This window comes from Acinetobacter sp. ACNIH1 (assembly GCF_002934695.1).
GTDB classification, from domain to species: Bacteria; Pseudomonadota; Gammaproteobacteria; order Pseudomonadales; family Moraxellaceae; genus Acinetobacter; species Acinetobacter variabilis.
Genome location: NZ_CP026423.1, coordinates 1 through 19,756, shown reverse-complemented (window position 1 = coordinate 19,756; position 19,756 = coordinate 1). Strand labels below are relative to the sequence as shown.

Annotated in this window: 13 protein-coding genes and 7 pseudogenes; 11 read left to right on the top strand and 9 right to left on the bottom strand. The window is 34.4% G+C overall.

Going from position 1 to position 19,756, the window contains the following annotated elements:
- Window positions 1-19: 19 nt before the first annotated feature.
- Window positions 20-352: a type II toxin-antitoxin system HicB family antitoxin gene (locus tag C3F22_RS16315; protein WP_004897307.1), complete on the bottom strand. Its 333-nt coding sequence runs from the start codon at window positions 350-352 to the stop codon at window positions 20-22.
- On the bottom strand, window positions 349-597 hold the full coding sequence (locus tag C3F22_RS16310; RefSeq protein ID WP_004897309.1) for a type II toxin-antitoxin system HicA family toxin: 249 nt from the start codon (window positions 595-597) through the stop codon (window positions 349-351). The genes C3F22_RS16315 and C3F22_RS16310 overlap by 4 nt, the downstream gene beginning before the upstream one ends.
- A gap of 155 nt (window positions 598-752) precedes the next feature.
- Between C3F22_RS16310 and C3F22_RS16305 the strand changes: the two genes are divergently transcribed.
- Complete coding sequence (locus C3F22_RS16305; protein WP_004897311.1) at window positions 753-1,034, top strand: hypothetical protein; 282 nt, start codon at window positions 753-755, stop codon at window positions 1,032-1,034.
- A gap of 338 nt (window positions 1,035-1,372) precedes the next feature.
- Here C3F22_RS16305 and C3F22_RS16300 read toward each other — a convergent pair whose 3' ends face one another.
- Window positions 1,373-1,597: a hypothetical protein gene (locus C3F22_RS16300; protein ID WP_004758944.1), complete on the bottom strand. Its 225-nt coding sequence runs from the start codon at window positions 1,595-1,597 to the stop codon at window positions 1,373-1,375.
- Window positions 1,598-1,751: 154 nt separating this feature from the next.
- On the opposite strand from C3F22_RS16300, the gene C3F22_RS16295 reads away from it, so the two are divergent.
- From C3F22_RS16295 to C3F22_RS16280, 4 genes and pseudogenes are all read left to right on the top strand, one after another.
- On the top strand, window positions 1,752-1,997 hold the full coding sequence (locus C3F22_RS16295; RefSeq protein ID WP_004282220.1) for a hypothetical protein: 246 nt from the start codon (window positions 1,752-1,754) through the stop codon (window positions 1,995-1,997).
- 114 nt (window positions 1,998-2,111) lie between these two features.
- Window positions 2,112-2,267, top strand: a pseudogene (locus C3F22_RS16290) (IS5/IS1182 family transposase); the annotation flags it as partial.
- A 186-nt stretch (window positions 2,268-2,453) separates the two neighbouring features.
- Window positions 2,454-3,071: an AAA family ATPase gene (locus C3F22_RS16285; protein WP_004758942.1), complete on the top strand. Its 618-nt coding sequence runs from the start codon at window positions 2,454-2,456 to the stop codon at window positions 3,069-3,071.
- Window positions 3,071-4,069, top strand: a complete 999-nt coding sequence (locus C3F22_RS16280; RefSeq protein WP_004758941.1) for a ParB/RepB/Spo0J family partition protein — start codon at window positions 3,071-3,073, stop codon at window positions 4,067-4,069. Before C3F22_RS16285 ends, C3F22_RS16280 begins: the two co-directional genes overlap by 1 nt.
- Window positions 4,070-4,192: 123 nt before the next feature.
- On the opposite strand, the gene C3F22_RS16275 is transcribed toward C3F22_RS16280, so the two are convergent.
- Complete coding sequence (locus C3F22_RS16275) at window positions 4,193-5,503, bottom strand: replication initiation protein (RefSeq protein WP_004758940.1); 1,311 nt, start codon at window positions 5,501-5,503, stop codon at window positions 4,193-4,195.
- Between the two features lie 700 nt (window positions 5,504-6,203).
- Window positions 6,204-6,603 (bottom strand): annotated as a pseudogene (locus C3F22_RS16270) (IS30 family transposase); the annotation flags it as partial.
- Between the two features lie 477 nt (window positions 6,604-7,080).
- Here C3F22_RS16270 and C3F22_RS16260 point away from each other — a divergent pair.
- The 3 genes and pseudogenes from C3F22_RS16260 (at window position 7,081) to C3F22_RS16250 (ending at window position 10,089) form a co-directional block, all read left to right on the top strand.
- The gene (locus C3F22_RS16260) at window positions 7,081-8,313 is read left to right on the top strand and encodes an ATP-binding protein (protein WP_100834292.1); all 1,233 of its coding nucleotides are present in this window, start codon (window positions 7,081-7,083) and stop codon (window positions 8,311-8,313) included.
- Between the two features lie 119 nt (window positions 8,314-8,432).
- A pseudogene (locus C3F22_RS16255) lies at window positions 8,433-8,822 on the top strand (HNH endonuclease); the annotation flags it as partial.
- 298 nt (window positions 8,823-9,120) lie between these two features.
- The gene (locus C3F22_RS16250; RefSeq protein WP_248283521.1) at window positions 9,121-10,089 is read left to right on the top strand and encodes an IS30 family transposase; all 969 of its coding nucleotides are present in this window, start codon (window positions 9,121-9,123) and stop codon (window positions 10,087-10,089) included.
- Window positions 10,090-10,134: 45 nt separating this feature from the next.
- On the opposite strand, the pseudogene C3F22_RS16245 reads toward C3F22_RS16250, so the two are convergent.
- The 3 pseudogenes from C3F22_RS16245 to C3F22_RS16235 form a co-directional block, all read right to left on the bottom strand.
- Window positions 10,135-10,224: pseudogene (locus C3F22_RS16245) on the bottom strand (IS1 family transposase); the annotation flags it as partial.
- A 15-nt stretch (window positions 10,225-10,239) separates the two neighbouring features.
- Window positions 10,240-10,992: pseudogene (locus C3F22_RS16240) on the bottom strand (IS5 family transposase).
- Window positions 10,993-11,039: 47 nt separating this feature from the next.
- A pseudogene (locus C3F22_RS16235) lies at window positions 11,040-11,654 on the bottom strand (IS1-like element ISPa14 family transposase); the annotation flags it as partial.
- Window positions 11,655-11,713: 59 nt separating this feature from the next.
- Between C3F22_RS16235 and C3F22_RS18655 the strand changes: the two are divergent.
- Window positions 11,714-11,896 (top strand): annotated as a pseudogene (locus tag C3F22_RS18655) (hypothetical protein); the annotation flags it as partial.
- A gap of 250 nt (window positions 11,897-12,146) precedes the next feature.
- Here the strand turns inward: C3F22_RS18655 and C3F22_RS16225 are convergent.
- Window positions 12,147-13,291, bottom strand: a protein-coding gene (locus tag C3F22_RS16225; RefSeq protein WP_100834114.1) for an IS3-like element ISAba14 family transposase whose coding sequence is annotated in 2 segments (ribosomal slippage) — window positions 12,147-13,027 and window positions 13,027-13,291 — 1,146 coding nt in all. Because the reading frame shifts where the segments join, the coding sequence is not laid out codon by codon here.
- Window positions 13,292-13,341: 50 nt separating this feature from the next.
- Here C3F22_RS16225 and C3F22_RS16220 point away from each other — a divergent pair.
- Window positions 13,342-14,001: a hypothetical protein gene (locus C3F22_RS16220; RefSeq protein WP_104427048.1), complete on the top strand. Its 660-nt coding sequence runs from the start codon at window positions 13,342-13,344 to the stop codon at window positions 13,999-14,001.
- Entirely contained in the window at window positions 13,998-19,049 is a 5,052-nt protein-coding gene (locus C3F22_RS16215) for a tyrosine-type recombinase/integrase (protein ID WP_104427047.1), read from the top strand. The genes C3F22_RS16220 and C3F22_RS16215 overlap by 4 nt, the downstream gene beginning before the upstream one ends.
- The last annotated feature ends 707 nt before the right edge of the window (window positions 19,050-19,756 follow it).

The window sequence follows — 19,756 nt, the reverse complement described above, 5'->3', positions numbered from 1 at the left end:
TTATATAAATTTCAATAAATTAAACACCTAGACGCATTAGCTTTTCTTGAATTGCATCGCTTACAAAGTTATTCAAGGAATTACTTGATGCTAAAACAGCTTTACGGTGTAGATCAGGGCTAATCCGTACATTAAACGTACCTTTAAAAGGCTGATCTGGTTTTTTATTTAGTTCGATACAAGATTCTAAATAGCCATCTACAGATTCTTGAAAAGCTTGTTCTAATGCTTTTAATGTTTCGGCTTCATAAGTGATTAAATCACGTATAAAAGCAACTTTTCCAAACAACTCACCTGTTTCTAAATCAGGCTCAATTGTTCCAAGATAACCTTTATATTTTAGATAGCTCATAAAAATCTCTCCTGCTTAAGTGCCTGTTTTACAGCTTTCAATGCACCGCCTTTGATTTCATTCTCAGGGTGTGGTCTATGCAGTAAAATCATATGTTCAGTTTTTTCATTAAAAAAACGAACACGAGAGCCTGCCATTTCAAACTTTTCATAACCGAGTTGGCTTAGTAAAACGACTAAATCTTTATATGGAAATGTATTTTTTGAATTTCCAAGTTTTTCCAATAACTTTTCCGTTTTACCCATATTTTAGTCCCACTCAGTTCTAACTCAGTATAGTACCTTTGATTTAATTTTTGCAACTAAATTTAGTTGCAATGATTCAAATGTTATTTATGGAACGTATAAGAATACAGATCGTTGTAGAATAATGGTTGATATCAAATGAATAGAGTTTTTATATGGCTGTTACTGCTGCTCAGCAAAAAGACATCAATAAAATTTTAAAGAAGTATCCTGACTCTTGTTCAGTTTGCAAAGGTCATTTTGATGATGACGAGCTGATCTATACTGTTTTTGGATATGACAAACTACAGCGTATGCAAGTTGTTTCAGGATGTTGTATTGATAAAGTAGCTAGACCAGTTCTTTTGGGTTTATGTGGTTGCTATGATCCAGATGACATAAATAATTTAATGAAAGATCATCCTTTAGCTAGTCAATTTTTTGAAAAGGAACTTTAACCTAAATCTTAAGTTCCTCTAAAATTAACATAATGGGCGTTATACGAAGTTACACCCCATCTATGGGCCTTTTGATCACTTACTTAACATAAAATCTCTTATGCGAAATTCATCATCTGTAAGCCCAAAATAGAAATGTCCGGTTTACCGAATGCTCGACCTAAGATCTCAGAACATAAGAATTTGATGATCACCCTGGTTCTCAAAACTCGATACTTTATTGAAAAGTTCTATCGAGGCTTATAAGTCCCTGAAACAAAAAAAATGCCTGAAGTTCAGGCATTTTTTACATCATCAATATCTACTAAAAAGCTTACAACAATCAAAAAACGAGAGTTTTATTCTTGTGAATACGACTTAACTTTTTCAAAAATTGGATAGAAATCTAATCCCTCATCTTTCATCGTAGAAATCAACGCAACGATTACAGCAATATGTGTAGGAACCACACCTTGTTTACTGTAATTCGTAATCGAATTAGGTTTCATATCCAATAAGGCAGCAAATTCCTTAATTGAAAGCCCAGCTTTACCGACAAGACGTTGAAATTCAGTATATGGCATTTAATTAAATTTATAGAAATGGTGTTTTGAGATTATAGCATAGGGTTATATTTACATAAAAACACATAAAATTATGTGGTAAACACATATTTTTATGTGTTATAAATAGCTTATCAACTAACCTATTTATCCTTACTATCGGAGTAAATGTAATATGTACTCATACCCGGATTCAAACACTGAAAAGAAAATTGCTCTCATGATCATCAATGACTTTTTCATTCAAAAAGCCCATGAACTGTGGATTTTTTTACAACTCGATCAGTGCTTTAATGATTATGAAGCCACACTGATTTGGACTCGACGTTATTTAGAGAAGCATCCTGAGTGTGAGTACAGCGATATTCAAAAAGCCTTTGTTTCTTGTTTCCCAGAACACTTCTTCAGCTTTGACTGTTAATTTATGAGAGGCACGGTAAAAAATCGAAATGAACCGTACCGGGTTTGTCGGAGACTTTTTTATTTAAGTTAGGCCACCTGACATAACGGGTTAATCTTATCATAGTACATTGCTTCTTTGGTGGAAGCCAAAATGCATTGCATCAAATTATTGGGGGATAAACTGAGTGCAAGGAACTTTCAAAGCCAGGTCAATGAGATTCATGCCCGTGTAGCAGTATTAAATAAATTTATGGAATTAGGCCAACCTCATACCCAAGTTATCACTTAAATTTGAAGTGATATGGGGAACCTTAATTTTTAAATCTTTGTGCAACAAGGCCTATTGAATCCGAAAAAGATAATAACTAGGCTTATAGATAATTTGATTTTTTAAATTTCCACAGTGGAAATTTAAAAATATTTTTTTTATTTTTTTATTATGCTAATATAAATTTAATTTTTATATATATTACCCATGACAATATACGTAATCGCAAATCAAAAAGGTGGTGTTGGAAAGACAACGCTATCAACCAACTTAGCTGTTGCTCTGAGTAAAAAAGGCAAGACGACTCTTGTAGATGGAGATGATCAACAATCCTCTATAAAATGGAGTAAACGTAGACTACAAGATTCTATTACAACCATTGCTCTTAAAGATAATTTAAAAGAAGAATTACAACAATTAAAACAAAATAATAAATATATTGTATTGGATGTTGCAGGGCGTGATTCAGCTGAATTTCGTTCAGCATTATTAACAGCAGATGTTCTTATTATTCCAACACAACCTAGTCAAACAGATATTGAAGTACTACCTTTTGTTCTAAGATTAGTAAATACAGCAAAACAAGTGAATAAAAATTTAAAAACATTTGTGGTGTTAAATAAAGCCCCAACTAATAATAAATCTACAGAAATTGATGCTGCTTTAGAGCTATTACAGCAAGTCAAGTCTGTTAAAACACTAAATACAATTTTGCGTGATCGCAAACAATTTCGCGATGCGATGATCGAAGGAAAATCAGTATTAGAAATGGGTAGCAGCAAAGCAAAAGATGAATTAAATGAATTTTTGGTGGAGATCCTGTAATGGCAAAAAAACCATTAATTGTCGATTTTAATGATTCTCTTGAAATGGAGCAGGCATTTATTAATGCAGCAGGAACAGGAAAAGTATCGTTAATATCATCAATTGAAAATAATATTGTTGATGTACCTATAGAACTTATTGACTTCTCAGAGCATCAACCTCGTATTATTACAGATAAAGTTTTACAGGAAGTTGAAATTCTTGCCACGAGTATTGCAACGAATGGACAAATTTACCCTATTGTTGTTATAAAAAAAGAGGAAAGATATGAGCTCGTCGGTGGAGAAAAAAGGTTTAGAGCTGTTCGAGATATATTAAAGCATAAGACGATTCGTGCAATTATTCGAGATGATAAATCCAAGGAAAAAACAGCTTTAATTTCATTGATTGATAACTTACATCGATCGAATCTTAGTGATTTTGAATTAGTCAACGCCATACAAAAACATTGTAATGAGTTTGGATACTCTATACAAAATGTAGAATTTATCACTCAAAAATATCAACTAGATCAATCTAAATACTTTAGATTAATGAGCTTTTATAAACTTCCAGATTATATAAAAGAAGATCTAAAAATAAATCCAAAAGCTATTTCAGGTGCAACTGCACAACAATTGTTAACCGAATTAAATAAACTCGTTTTAAAATTTAATCATCAATTGGTTGAATCTGCCACATTTAATATATGGAAAAAATATCTAAATGAATTTACAGAAACTAATCGTCCATCAAAAAAATTCATTTACGAAATAGAAAAAGCATTAACTGTACAAGAGATAGCTAAAAAGCAAGAACAAAATATCACAAATACGTCTAAAATTAATAAAATGGTACTAAAAGATAAAAATGGTCTTAAATTTGGCTCAATTAAGATTGAAAAAAATCTCAATGGGAAGACAGTCGTAAATATTCGTACTAGTTTAAATGCTGAATTTAATCAAGAAAAAATTGAAAAACTAGAAGCTTTTCTTGCTGATTTAGACGATAAGGTATAAAAAATTATAAATTTCCACAGTGGAAATTTATAATTGAGTATCCAATATGTTATAGATTGATATTGGATACTACCATTTACCATATATATAAGATTAAAAAATGATACATAAGAAAGGTTATCATCAGAAAGGTAGTTGATCTTCTGCAGGATCTAAAATTTCATCCATATCAGAATCTGCAATATTTTTATCTTCATGCTCTGCCATATTATCTTCAGACGCATCTTTTTTAAAGATATTCATATTGCGTTTTGCTTGTATCCAAAAATAGTAATCCAGATCAATAAGTTTATGATCATTCAATATATCTAACTTATTTGTTAATAAGCTACGCATCGTTTTTTTAGCTGTAATCGTATCCAAATCACCTAAAAAATAACCATAATCGTTTAAGAAAACATCACAATTCACTAAAACTGTGATTTGCTTAGAGCTCAACTTAGTGACTGGTTTAATATATTTAACGCGTTCTTTATCTTTAAAGTGTGATCCATCATCACTATATGGAATTGCATTTTTAAGATGTTTTTCTTTTAATCGATCAATAATACGTTGAAAAATTAGATTTCTATGCTCTTCCTTCATTTTGTAAGTAAAACGTATACCTACAACAAATTTTCCATTTTTAATCGTTTCATAATCAATTTCAAGATTACTTAACTTATTAATTTGTGTTTTAGCAACATTCAAAACACGGCTTTTTAAGTTATCGATTAGTTTATATTTATCTTCAATATCTAAAGCAAAACGCAATCTTTCCAAACTTATATCATGAATTTGCTGAATACCTAATGACTCAGCTTTCCATAATTCAGAATTGAGAATCCTATAAATCCGCATGGCATAATTAGAACGCATCCGCATAACATAGCGAATTTGGTGTGTACTAAATGAATGCGTCATACCTGTCGGATTAATTAAGTTGTAGAAGTAATTATAAAATTCTCTAGCAAAACGAATCTGCATGCATTTAGTTTCTTTACTATAATGACAATAAATAATCATTGGTACCTTAATTGGTGTAGGATCATCTTTTTTCTTGATCAACATTACCTTAGGCTTATAACTATCATAAACACGCTGCAAGGCCTTTTCACCATACCGATGAATTTCATATAGCTCACTTGCTGTGACAACATCTTTATCTAAATCTTTTTCTGAAATCAATTCACCAAAATTAGCTGCACTAATCGTAATTAACTCATCTGGATCAAAGCGCATATTTTTATTTAGTTCATTTTTGCGCACAGCAACCATAGCACAGTACACTAGCTTTTCTTCATTAGCTTCATAACTGTAATTTGCAGTGGTCATATCATTACGTGTAGCCACTAAATCAGTGTATTGAACACGACGAGAAGAAGGCTTTATTAATTCTGTACTTTTCAAACCAAACTCCGTGGTTACAATTTTATAACCATACATTAATAACATTTTGTATTGAAATCAACAATGAAAGCAAACAGATCAATAAAAATATATCTTTTAGCTTACGGACAAAACGTATGGTTATTCACAGATATTTAATAAAATTATCAACAACGGACAAAACGTATGGTCATTTCATATAATCTAATAAATAATGAGAACAGGACAAAACGTATGGTTATATCAAAAATAAAATTCAAATAAGCTCAAAGCATTGCTATTAAATGCTTTTAATGTCATTACAATAAAAAAAATAAGTAAAATAATCCAATATATCAATAGAAAGAAAAACCAATCTTCAATAAAAAAGCATGTACATCGGACAAAACGTATTGATAGTGCTTAAAACATCATCATTTATTTGGAATAGAAAAAATTCATGGTTATAGTTTTTATTGTGCTAACTGCAATGAATATTTGTATATTCACTTTAAGAGAATTTTTACTATTGATAATTTTGTGGATAAATTGAGACAAAACGTATGGTTATCGGACAAAACGTATGGTTGAACGGACAAAACGTATGGTTGAACGGACAAAACGTATGGTTGAACGGACAAAACGTATGGTTGAACGGACAAAACGTATGGTTATTAATGAATAACCAATTGAATTTAAATATAAAAATATCCTTATAAACCTTATTAAATATATATAAACATATATAAATACTTATAAACCTTTAATTTAATTTTTTAATAAAATTTTAAATAAGACGAATTGAAGCAACAAGTGCAACACTATAAAAACCAGCGATCACTTCACTGAGTGTATACCAACATAGTATCTTTCTAGGACGATTATTTAGACCAAACTCTATCTATTCTATTCGCTCTTTTGATACATCATCAAACGATAAGGATTTTGGCAAATATTCATTCGTATTTTCATTTTTAGCGCGTTGATTAGACTTTTATGGATCCACAAAGTAAGTGTCTATGCATGCATCTGTTATCCTACTATGCTCTGAAAACTCCTTACCATTATCAAAAGTCACACTATAAGCATGACTGCTACGCAAACATTCTAAAGGACACGAGATCGTTTTAGTTGAGGTTCATTTGCCACAAATGAACGATATGTACATATAGACTCTTACGTTTCACATTCGAGTAGTTCTAAATTATTTTGGCTGTGATTCATGCAGGAATAATGAAGAGCATTCGACAGCCGTGGGAATTGATCGGCATAGCGTTGGTAAATACTGATTTCGTGATTGAGTTGAACAATACTGTTTTCTACACGTTCCAGTTCGATTTGCAGCTGGTCTTTCGTTTCACAAGATTCTTGCTGTGTTGGAAGATGGATGGTGCTGGACTGTGTGATTGGCTGATAGTTTTAGATGTGACCATCTCTGATTTTTTAAAAACAGCTTAGTATCTACATAGACGTAATATTCTATATCGTGTTTGAAAAAAATATTCCAGTGAAAATCTATTGTCTATAGCACCTCTAACACCTGCGATAATAGGAATTTAAATATTTCAATTAGAATTTAAACTTTTCTTGAAAACAAAGAATATTTCTTATGTGATCTAAATTCTGATAAGATATATGAAAAGTTTAGAGTCTAAGTGTAAATAATGATAAAGAATAATATTCGACGTGAAAGCTACCTGAAATTTCTGAATACATGGAAAAACCGTGATCTCATTAAAGTACTATCGGGTGTACGTCGTTCTGGAAAATCTACTTTACTAGCGATGTTCCAACAAGATCTAAAAGAGCAAGGTGTACAAGATGAAAATATCATTGCTATTAATTTCGAATATATGGAATTTGAAGAACTCACCGATTATCGTAAATTACACGATTATGTACTTTCGAAAGTCGATAAAAACAAAAAAAACTATGTTTTTTTAGATGAAATACAGCATGTCCAAAATTTTGAAAAAGTAGTCGATTCTTTATATATTCGTGACTATATCGATCTATATATTACAGGTTCAAATGCATTCTTTTTGAGTGGGGAATTAGCGACGTTACTTACAGGGCGTTATATCGAGCAGCATGTTTTACCTCTGTCATTCCAAGAGTTTAAACAATGGCATACTGAAAATAATCCAACCATCCAACAATTATCCAATCGTGATTTGTATGCGATGTACACTCGCAGTAGTTTCCCTTATACACTTGCAATGACTAATCAGCAGGAAACCTATGATTACTTACAAGCAGTCTATGCGAGTGTCATGTTTAAGGATGTTATTCCTCGCTTGAATACTGCAGATATTAACGCTTTGGAGCGTGTTGCAAAGTATTTGGCAAGTGTTACGGGCTCACCTATTTCTATTAATAAAATTAAAAATACCTTTGTTTCAAGTGGAGTTAAGATCTCATTTGAAACAGTAAAACGATATATTCAGGGTTTACAGGATAGTTTACTATTTTATAGTGCAGCACAATTTAAAGTACGTGGGCGAGAGCTATTACAAACCTCTGAAAAATACTATCTAGTTGATGTTGGCTTGCGCCGAATTATGTTGCCTGATGCAAATGCTGATCAAGGCCATATTTTAGAAAATGTGATTTATCTTGAGCTCGTCAGACGAGGCTATACTGTTTATGTTGGGCGACTTGATGAATATGAAATTGATTTTGTTGCTGTTGATACGTTACAGAATTTAACTTATTACCAAGTCGCGTTAGAAACACTGAATGAAGAAACATTAGCCCGAGAGTTACGCCCATTGCAGAAAGTTTCTGACTCGTATCCCAAGTATTTATTGACCTTAGATACTATAGGTACTGAAGCCAATTATAATGGTATTGTAAAAATGAATGCTCTCGATTGGTTACTGTCTGAAAATAAGTGAACTGGAACCTAGTGATTAACAGCTAAATTATTGATCAAAGCATAGATATTTTTAGGATTAATCAAGAGTCAAAACAATTTACAGGCTCTACATTTGCACAGCTAAAGCTATTTCCTACTATCTTGTCGATGTCTAAAGCCTTTAAGTACATTAACTTTAACGAGTTTTATGTCGGAAGTTTTCTGAGGAAATATGATCCTGCTGTGGTCAACCATATTGTTGAATACGTCGATTCGATCAGTCCTGCATCTCGATCAAAACCCAAAGCCTTTTCAACCTTGACCAAGAGTTTGATCAAGCACAATTTTCTGGTGGGTAATCATAATTTCTGCCCGCTTTGCGATGGATTGATTTATCTGGATTCAACAGAGTCGGATCATCTCATTGCCAAAACTATTGGTGGGCAGGGGGGGGGGCTCGATAATGGCCAGCTGGTTCATCCGCTATATAACCGGTTGAAATCAGATCTCAGCCTGGAAGAGATCAGAGCAGATTTGTTCGGAGAGTGACTCTATTCAGCTGAATTGATATAAAAATAAAGTTAGTAAATAAATTATATAAATCAAATATTTTATTATTAAATCTTAAATTTGTTTGATTTAATTTTATTTATTTTGGGACTATGTTAGTCTATTATTTCAACGCTAAAAATAACTTAACTTGCAGAAAAAATGATGACACCATTGCTCATTGATGGGCAGAGTAAAACTTGAAGTGCGACATAAACCACCTAATTAATTTAAAGGGTTTATGGAGTATATAAAATTGTCATACCATCATCTTAACTTTGAAGATCGTACTGCATTAATGCTTGAGTCAAGAAAAGAAGGCTTTTCAGCCAGAAAATTTGCTGAACTCATTAAAAGACATCCTAGTACGATCTATCGTGAGCTTAAAAGAAATAGCATCAATGACGTTTATCAAGCTCAATATGCTTCTGATAACACCTTCGCTAGACGTAGACGTGGTCACAGAAAACTCAAAATCGATTCAATCCTCTGGAAATTTATTGTTGAAGCGATCCGTTGTTTATGGTCTCCTCAGCAAATAGCAAAGCGTTTAAAGACATTTCCTGATTTGGATCAAACAATGAATGTAAGCCATACAACGATTTATTCAACGATACGAGCATTACCCAAGGGTGAGTTGAAAAAAGACTTATTATCCTGTCTACGTCATGAAAATAAAAAGCGAAAAGCTAACGGTGAACCTAAAAAAGATTCTATATTACAGGATATTAAAACTATTCATGAGCGCCCAGCCGAAGTTCAAGAAAGAAAAATACCGGGTCATTGGGAAGCTGATTTAATTAAAGGTAAAGACAATAAAAGTTCGATAGCAACACTTATTGAACGAAATACACGGCTCTGTATCTTGGCAACATTACCTGATGCAAAGGCAGAATCAGTGCGCAAGGCTTTAACTGAAGCTCTGAAATATTTACCTGCAGAACTGCGTAAAACGTTGACCTATGACCGTGGACGCGAGATGGCAGAACATAAAATACTTGAAGAAGATTTAGGCATAGATGTATATTTCTGTGACCCACATTCACCCTGGCAAAAAGGCACATGCGAAAATATGAATGGTTTAATTAGGCAATATTTACCTAAAGGGATTGATTTAAATCAGGCAGATCAGCATTATTTAAATCAAGTTGCCATGTCACTGAATACTCGTCCTAGAAAAGCGTTAGATTGGCTTACACCATTAGAGAAATTTGCTCAGCTTGTTGATTATCATAAGGCTTTTGAAACTGTCGCACCTCATGTTTGAATTCGCCATGCATTAACAGGTGGTGTTTCAAAAAGTATGCTGACATTAAATGAAGCCATTATTGATGTAAAAAAAGGTTAAGTCGAAAGCTTTAAAATGGTTTTCAATCTTTTTTGAAAAATTACAACTCCTTCTAGGGTCTGTTGAGAATTACCGAGAGTTAATTAAACTCGCGCATAATTGAATCATGGCTTCAAAACTCGTATCTGTTTTACAACTACGCATCGCTATACGTTTAAATTCTTTTAACTTACAGAAATAGTTTTCAATGAGATGACGCCATTTATACATAATCGTATCAAATGCTCTCATTACTTTTCGATTAGATTTGGGTGGGATCACCACTTTCACTTTACGTTCATTGAGTTCTTGAATAAGCCAATCTGCATCAAATGCTTTATCCGCTAGTAATGCTTGAAAATCAACATCTTCAATTAAAGGTTTGGTTTCTACTCAATCGTGATATTGACCAGGCATTAATCGAAACTTAATGAGGTTGCCTAGACTATCCACTAAGGCAAGAATTTTACAGGTCATTCCACCTCGAGATTTACCTATAGATTGTTTGAAAGTCCCCCTTTTTGCACCTTGCCCATGTCGATGAACTTTAACAATCGTTCCATCAATCATGGCGTATTCCAAATCAACATCTTCATTTACAGATGCAAAAATAGTTTCAAATACACCAGCTTTCACCCAGTCACGGTATCTTTTAAAGACGGTATTCCATTTACCAAAATGAGCAGGTAGATCACGCCATGGACTGCCTGTACGGGCAATCCAGAGGACTGCTTCTAAAAATAATCGATTATCTTTTCCACTACGACCTCGATCGGTCACTTTACCTAGGCAAAAAGGTTCCATTTTTGCCCATTGGGCATCAGTAAGTATGTATCTATCCATAGTACTATTATAAATTAATCAGTTGCCTTTGTTAATTCTCAACAAGCCCTAAAACCGCGCCTAATTCGATGCCTTATTTTGCAATTATTACCTTCAATACCTACAGTAAAAAATTTACCAATACTTTGCTTGCAGTTTTTAAAAGCAGTGATGAAACTGTCCCAATGATCACTTGCAATTCGGGTGTAGTGAATACCTAATTGTTTAAGCTTTGTCTTCAATCGTTGAACTGTAGCTAAGTCTCTTTTACCCCAAACATAAGCAACAATCTCACCTGTTTCTCGATGGTAGGCGTAAATAAGCCATTGTTTATTATTTTTATTTCCCACAAAAGTCCAAAACTCATCAACTTCAAGAGACTCATAATGACTTTGTTTAGGCTGAATTTGGTAGGTCGATTCGGTTAAAGTACGTAAAACTTTACCGATACTGATTCGCTCAACTTCAGCGATATCTCGTATACCACTACCTCTGACCATCAACTGTAATATTTTTCGAGTAATGCCTGAATTACATCCTAGATAGCTCAGAGCATGGTCACCAATAAACTGACGTTTACAGTCTTTGCACTGATAGTTTTGTTTCCCATCTACTTTGATGCCATTTTTCTTTATACTGTCACTGAGGCAGGTTGGACATTTGATTTCTAGAGTTATTCGCATTTCTCTATTTTATCAAAATTCAACCTGCTTTGTTTCAGCATACTTTTTGAAACACCACCAAAACTCTAAAGGACAGTGTGAAAAGAAGACACTGGGGTAAAGTGGATAAAGTGCAGGATAAGATGGTTGTTGCAAAAGAACTTCGACTAAAGCATTTAGATCTAGAAGAAATGCCTTTATTTTTTCATACACAGCATTTTTTAAAAAAACTACCGATTTCCTTTGTTCAAAAATTGGTAGATTGAATTGATATAAAAATAAAGTTAGTAAATAAATTATATAAATCAAATATCTTATTATTAAATCTTAAATTTGTTTGATTTAATTTTATTTATTTTGGGACTATGTTAGTCTATTATTTCAACGCTAAAAATAACTTAACTTGCAGAAAAAATGATGACACCATTGCTCATTGATGCATTAACAATATCAGAGGTGGTCCCACTTGTTTGAACAACTAAAAGCGTATTTATAAGTGATATTCCGCTCTAGTTAAGCCACCTTGTTTTGTTGGGGTAGCTGATCATAGTAAAACTCATTTGGTGTCATTTTGTCTAGACTCGAATGAGGTCGTTTCAAATTATAAAACTCAAAATATGCACTTAATTGCTTTTTCGCATCTGTGACACTGCTATAAGCTTTGAGATACACCTCTTCATATTTAACGCTCCGCCATAATCGTTCAACCATCACATTATCTACCCATCGACCTTTACCATCCATACTGATTTGAATGCCATTTGATTTCAATACATCAATAAATGCATCACTGGTGAACTGACTGCCTTGGTCTGTATTCAATATTTCAGGTGATCCATATTTTTCAATCGCTTCATTTAAAACCGAAATACAAAAATCCACCTCCATACTAATCGATACCCTATGCGCAAGTACCTTGCGGCTATGCCAATCAATCACAGCACATAAATAAACAAAGCCTTTTGCCATAGGGATATACGTTATATCCGTAGACCACACTTGATTACTGCGCTGAATAGCCAACCCTTTGAGCAGATATGGATATTTACGGTGAGCTTGATTAGCCTGGCTTAAATTTGGTTTGCAATATAACGCCTGAATACCCATTTTCTTCATTAAAGTACGTGTATGACGTCGTCCTATATGATGCCCTTGACGATTCAACAAATCACGCATCATACGACTGCCTGCAAAAGGATATTGCATATGTAATTCATCAATACATCGCATCAGCTTCAGATCTGATGAGCTAACAGGTTTTGGGCGATAATAATAACAACCACGGGAGACTTTCAGCAGCTTAGCTTGCTTAGATACTGAAATCTGAAGTGAGTCGTCGATTAACTTTTGTGGTTGAAGCGGCCCAGTTTCTTCAACACACCTTCTAAAAAATCAATTTCTAATGCCTGCTCACCGATTTTTGCATGTAACTTTTTAAGATCAATGGGGGGTTCTGATGGAGCTTTTGATTGATCGAAAGCTTGCGAGGAAGCTGAGATCAATTGATTTTTCCAGTCAATAATTTGGTTTTGATGAACATCAAATTCAGCACTCAATTCAGCAAGTGTTTTTTCTGCTTTAATCGCAGCAAGTGCTACCTTAGCTTTAAAATCATTTGAATGATTTCTTCTTGGTCTACGTGCCATAAAATACTCCATATATTGATGTTTATAACATCATTTGAGGAGCAGAATATCACTTATAGGAGTTGTTCAAATTTACGGATCCATCTCTATCTGAAGCCAGGTTTAAAAAACCATGCCCTGTTTTAGTTTTGAAAATGATGTTACTTAATGGGGAAAAGAGTAGGTTTTCAGAAGAAATTAAAAATCAAGCACTACTACTGCTCGCGACATATCGTAAGTTACTGCGTGCTGTCGCTAGTGATTTATGTGATGTAAAAACTCTAAAGGACAGTGTGAACAGAAGACACTGGGGTAAAGTGGATAAAGTGCAGGATAAGATGGTTGTTGCAAAAGAACTTCGACTAAAGCATTTAGATCTAGAAGAAATGCCTTTATTTTTTCATACACAGCATTTTTTAAAAAAACTACCGATTTCCTTTGTTCAAAAATTGGTAGATTGGGCACCACCGGTGGTTAGTGGTACTTTTTTAATCGAAAATGTTTTAGCAGGTTATATCTCTCAGAAGCTTTTGCCATTAGAAAAAATTAAAGTAAAAGAGCTTGGAAAATCTGTGCAACCCTATTTTCACATAGCTGACTTTTTTGTGCTTTTACCTCAACTAGAAGAACTTTATCAAAAATATCAAAAGCAAATTGTTCGCGTGGCTCCAACTGCAGAAGTTGCTTTAGCTTTAACAGACTTTGGGAAAGCGTGGATCTATCGTCTTAGGAGTGGGCTATGAATATTTATTTTAAGCAACTGCTAGAATGGATAAACCAGAATTCCCCTATAGAAGAACAAAAACTCCTCCGAGCATTATTTTTATTACGTGCACATTATAGCTTAGCCGGTATCGTTGTCATTTGTCAGCGAATCTTCACATTGATTGGGGATGATGAATTACCAGAATTTCGTGATGAGCTTAATACGTTAAAGATCATTAGTAGATTGCAGGATTCTGATCAACATTCACATTTTTTCTCAGAAACAACAGATAGAAACAAACATAAACTCACGCCATTACGTCCATACACTGGAGACAGTGGAATTTGTGATTTGCTATTGATTCAAGCAGGACTAAGTCGAAATAATGAGCGTTTTGATACTGTAATCATTTGGTTTTTAGAGCAAATATTTCACTTTCAAAAAAATGTACACACTCTAAAGCTTTATAGTCATTATTTAAAGGGTGATGGAAGCATAAAGCTGAAAGATCAAAAAGGATCTCGTGTGTATAACGCCTTTTTAGCGATCAGGCTGTTGGGTGATCCAAGTAATGAGGATATTTTAGAACAAGTCGAAAAATTACTGACTAAAAACGGACCGAAACAACTGATTCATTTGATGTCCGCTGGTTCTGAAGACAAACGATTAAATGAAGTTTTTTATGCATTAAAGCTCTTTTTATCACAAATTTGGCAAAAGAATCGACTAAAAAATAAGAAAAAACGTCGAGAGTTTTTACACCGTATAGGGTTAAAGCATCAAAAACTGATCTTGCAACGATACGGCTCATTAAGTATTGCTATCCAACCTTTAGAGGATGTAGATGAAATTCATCGTGGTCTAGTCTCTGAAGTATTTGAGTATGATGAGATTGAAGAAGATGAAACACCATTGGAGCCATTGTTTACATTTTTTTTGGCCGAACAATCCGATTTAATTCGAGGGTTTTATGCATCTAAGTCTATTTTTCAGCATGTTGAAGCTACAAATGTTGGTTTAGTTTGGACCAAATGGCGATTGTCATTAAATTCGATTCAAGATGTGTTTAGGCTCTGTCAACCATCTAAGGCTGATACCAGCTTAATTTTACGCGCAAAATTAGCTTTGATATTGAGTTTACTCACTGGACGTTCGGTTACTGAATTAACAGCGCCGTGTTTTAGTCAAAATACTGATCAGAATAATATTGCTATTCAGTATGATCATACTTTATCTGCATACGTATTGAGCGTTTTAGCAGGCACACCGACACTCAAAACAAAGCCAGAAGAGTCTAAATTTCATGTGCCATGGACCAAGAAATTACATTTGGTTTTACCAAGTGAGCTCAATGATTTGGTGAATCAAGTCAAAAATCTTGCGATTAAAACCCGTCAACCGGCAGTTGAACGCGAAGTTAGAAGACTTATTAACAGTGTGCCGAAAGAGTTAGAAATCAGCCTCAAAAGCATTAAAGATCTTCTTCCACGGTTGTTATATGAGCATAGCCAAGGTGATTTAGCTGTCGTTAAAGCAGTGACTAATGCATCCGGTCGGAATTATGATAACTTAATTCATTATGCATCTTTTGAACAGAGGAAACTTGAGCAGTTATGGGCTGATTGTTTAAGAACGATAAAAATTGATATTCCTGAATATATGCACTCTTCTAGTGAACGCGTGGGTAGCCCGACTGGGATAAAGATTGTTGAAATACAAAATGAAATTACACGAATAAAGAAGAGAATAAATCAGGCTGCCGAACAGAAAGATTGGCAGACGCTCTTTGATAACTTAACGTTGTATACAGAATTATGGATGAATCTTGCAACTGCAGGACGGGGGATTAAGCAACCCTTTCCAAAGTGGATAAGTCAGCAAGGCTGGGCATTGATTCAAGATAAACATCATCAAGATGAATCAACCGATCGTTATGTGCCATTGACGGCAGCATTTATCAAACAGATTCAAGTTTTACGTGGTTTGATGAGAATGCTGGGGGATCAAGTTGAACCACGTGTTGATTTATCATCTTATGCGTTGCAACTTTGTGATCCTCATCAGATTGAAGGTTTAGGTAGAAATTGGGCACGGAAGCTGGTTCGCTCTGATAATAATCAGTTACCTGGACGGTTCAAGGATGCTGGACTTGGGCACTGGGTACGCGGTCGTTATCCATGGGATATGTTATCAGTATTTCCTGTATCAACATTTAAACAACAGTGGCTTGATGTACAAGAAAACCTGCAAAAACAGTTAGGTTTCGAATGTCTTGATGTTTTTGATTTTTTTAAAAACCTGAATATTCCAACATTTGTTGTAACCAAAGAGATTAAAACAGTTCAAGCAGAGACGAAGCCGAGAATACAATATTCAGAAAATGATGTAAAAGAATGGCTGGAAAACTCAGAGTATGAGTCCTATTGTCAGTTGATTTTTGAGGAAAATCCTGAGCCAAACGTATCTTTCGAGCTTGGACATGTATTAGCTTCCCATTTAGCTAAAAATACAAACATTGATTTGCCACAAGCGATCAAGGCATATTGTGCTTATATTCGCGATAAAACGAAAATTCCTTTATTCGTTCAACTTCCTCAAAAAGCTAATCGTACATGGCTGACATCTGAAAATAGTTTTAGTACATGGTGTTATATTGAACAAAACTTACTTGATCTTATTCAGAAGGATTTAGAACATTTACCTGAACATCAAAATTGTGAGGTTGAAATAGGACGTTTGCTGGTTGTACTCTCCATGTATTCACAACTGTGCAGGGTAAGCCATTTACAAGCGATGTTGGAGTTTATTGCTTCTGATCAACATATAGTCGCTATGGGGAATAGTCGGCTCGTTGAGCTGACAGTGAATAATGATAGATCTGTGACGAAGATACGCCGTACAGTACTGTTAAGTCCTTATGTCTCGACTTTAATTTTAGTAGACCGACAGTATCTACAGCCCCGATTAAAAGAGATTTTAGCACAGTCAAGAAATCAACAAAGAACGGCTTGGCAAAAGTGTTTTAATACATATTTAAAACAAATAGGGATTAAGTCAACTCTATCATTAGCTCAATGGTTGAAAGCTTTACAGCAAAATGTGATGTTAAATAGCACTCCGTTAATTGCAGGTTATATAGCAGGCCAAGTCCTGACTGAAGATCTTTCAATAAATGAATTATTACGCTTATCCGAATATGAAAAATTAACCACAGGTTTAGATAGCACTGAGCCAGAAAGTGAAATAGAAATAGGCGATGAGCAACTACATTTGTCTGATATTTTAGCGATGATTCAGCAACTAAAAGGTGAGTCTAGATCAAGCATTTGGCTTGAACAGCTTGCCAATAATAAAACGAATCACTACTCAGTCAATTTATTAACGTGCTTTGTGCAATGGTTGATTTTACGCTGTGATGCAGAAGAGTTAAGTCTACAGAATCGAAATATGATTCATCTACATTTGGCCATCGTCAGTGCAGGTATATTGGGGTTTTCAGAAGATTTAACAAAAGATAGCCAGATTGATGAAGATGTATTTCAAAAATGGATGGAGTTGACGCAAGAGCATTTTCCACACCGCAAGCATCTCGCTGCGTGGAATCGCTTTAGAGATTTTTTAATTCAGTTAAATGATGATCGTATAAAGTTACACAAGCGTACAGCGCATCAAGCAAGTGCTAAAGTTTTTGCAAAAAATGAAGTGCAGCAGATCGTTCAAATATTACAATCTGTAGAATCTGGGGTGAGTGATGCTGCTTTACGTCTAGAGATTCAGCGTCATTTTCGTTTATCTGCAGCGATGGGTGTACGCCGTTCAGAGACACTTCATTTACGGCCCTTAGATATTGATGAGGATATGCTCCGAATTCGTCCTTATGGTGAGCATCAGTTAAAAACACTTGGATCAGAACGTGTTGTTCCGATGAATTTATTAAGTCAGACGATTCAAAAGGGATTAGATGATATTTATAAGAATAAAAAATATTCGATATTAATGTCTGATGAGGACAGTGAGCATAGGCCTTTTTTCAATCAAATATCTCAAATATTAAAGAAAGTCACTGGAGATGTTGATCTCAGCTTACATCATTTAAGACATACGTTTGCAAGTGCATATACTTTAAAGTGTTTGCAAACTGTGGTGGATTTTAAAGCGCTCACGATAGAACTGCCATGGCTACAAAATTGGATGCCATCGAATGAGCAATTTAATACGCTAGTAGGCAATGAAGGACAGGTTGGGCAAGGGATTAAGGCGATTAGTCGAGTGCTTGGACATTTACATGAATCGACAACATTAAAGCATTATGTTCATATTTTATTTCTGGCTACTTATGCCTATAGCATGCAACAACAGCAACCCAATTTACATACTGCATTTTTTAAGCGAGTCATGAGTCGGAGTAATTTATTCAGGCATTTCCAAGCGATTCATCAACAGAATGGTAATCTAAAATATGAGTTGAGAGATACCATCGAAAAATATGTACTCAAAAAAAGACAAAGTCAGAGGTGGGTAATCTATGCTCAAAAAAGAGGGAATTCGACTGAAAAAGTAATTAAACACGATTTATTTCAACAATTTGAAGATATTGAGCGGTATCTTATTTCAGGGCAGGGGCAGCCACGATTAGATATTGAGTCCTGGAAGAGAGCTTTAATTACGATGGCAAACATTCCGTCAGGTAAACGTGGTTCAAATATAGGAAGACATCCATTATCGACACAAGGAAAGTTAGCACGTTTGCCTGAATTACTAAGTGCTATAGATTTTAATTCTGCACAAGAGATTTTAGAGCGATTTGATTATTTAGAACAAAACCAATCAGAAACTTATAATTGGTTAATAAAAAAATGGTTGTATGAAAGTAATGTAACAAAAGTATTGATGCATTTTACGGCAGAGGATGAACCTATGCTTTCAATCCTTACAGAACATCAATTTTTTCCGATGGTGATGAAACATAATAAATATGATTATTTTAGAATTATGTCTCAACAAGCCTCATTAAGCGCCGTGCGATGGGCACTTACGTGGTTGAGTGCACGATATTTGGTGATTAGAGATCATATCAGAATCTAAGTAAATATGACTTACGCACGCTTTGTTACACAAAGGTTTGAAAGACAGCGCTACCCTAATTGAGCTAAATTCAAGTGACAACTTGGGTATAAGTGCAGCCAAATTCTGTGAATTTTTTCAAGACAGCTACGTGTGCATGAATATTATTTACCTGACTAGGAAAACTTTTTGCCGCTCATTTATTGCTTAATGCCTTGTATTTGATCCGCTACTAGAAGCCGTACAGTATCCTTCTTTATATGAATAGCCTAAGCATATATCGTTCAACCTAAGGGGCCCAGGCCTTTGCTTTGTCAAAATCTGATTTGCCAAGCAAAGGCCTGGGAATCCGCGAATTCTCTTTTTATTTCTAGAAGGTTTTGTTGTATAAAACATTATGTAACATGCTGATTTATAAAATAAAACTAGTGATAAAATTAAAATGTCAGTAATATCAGTAATAATTGCTTGTTTAGAAGACCCTACGTTTGACGTACGGATTAACGAGGGCTTTATAGAGTATGATTCGGAACGATATGAGTTCTCTTTAAATAGACCAATCGGTGACAATTGGTGCTTGTATATTCAGTACATACCACAGCCATTACCAGTTTTGGTACGGATTGAAAAGCGTATTATATTTATTCTCTTTGCTGCCTTGAATGATGCGATCGCCCTTGAAAAATGGCTTAAAGATGCGATACAGCGGCTTTGTTGCACAAACCTAT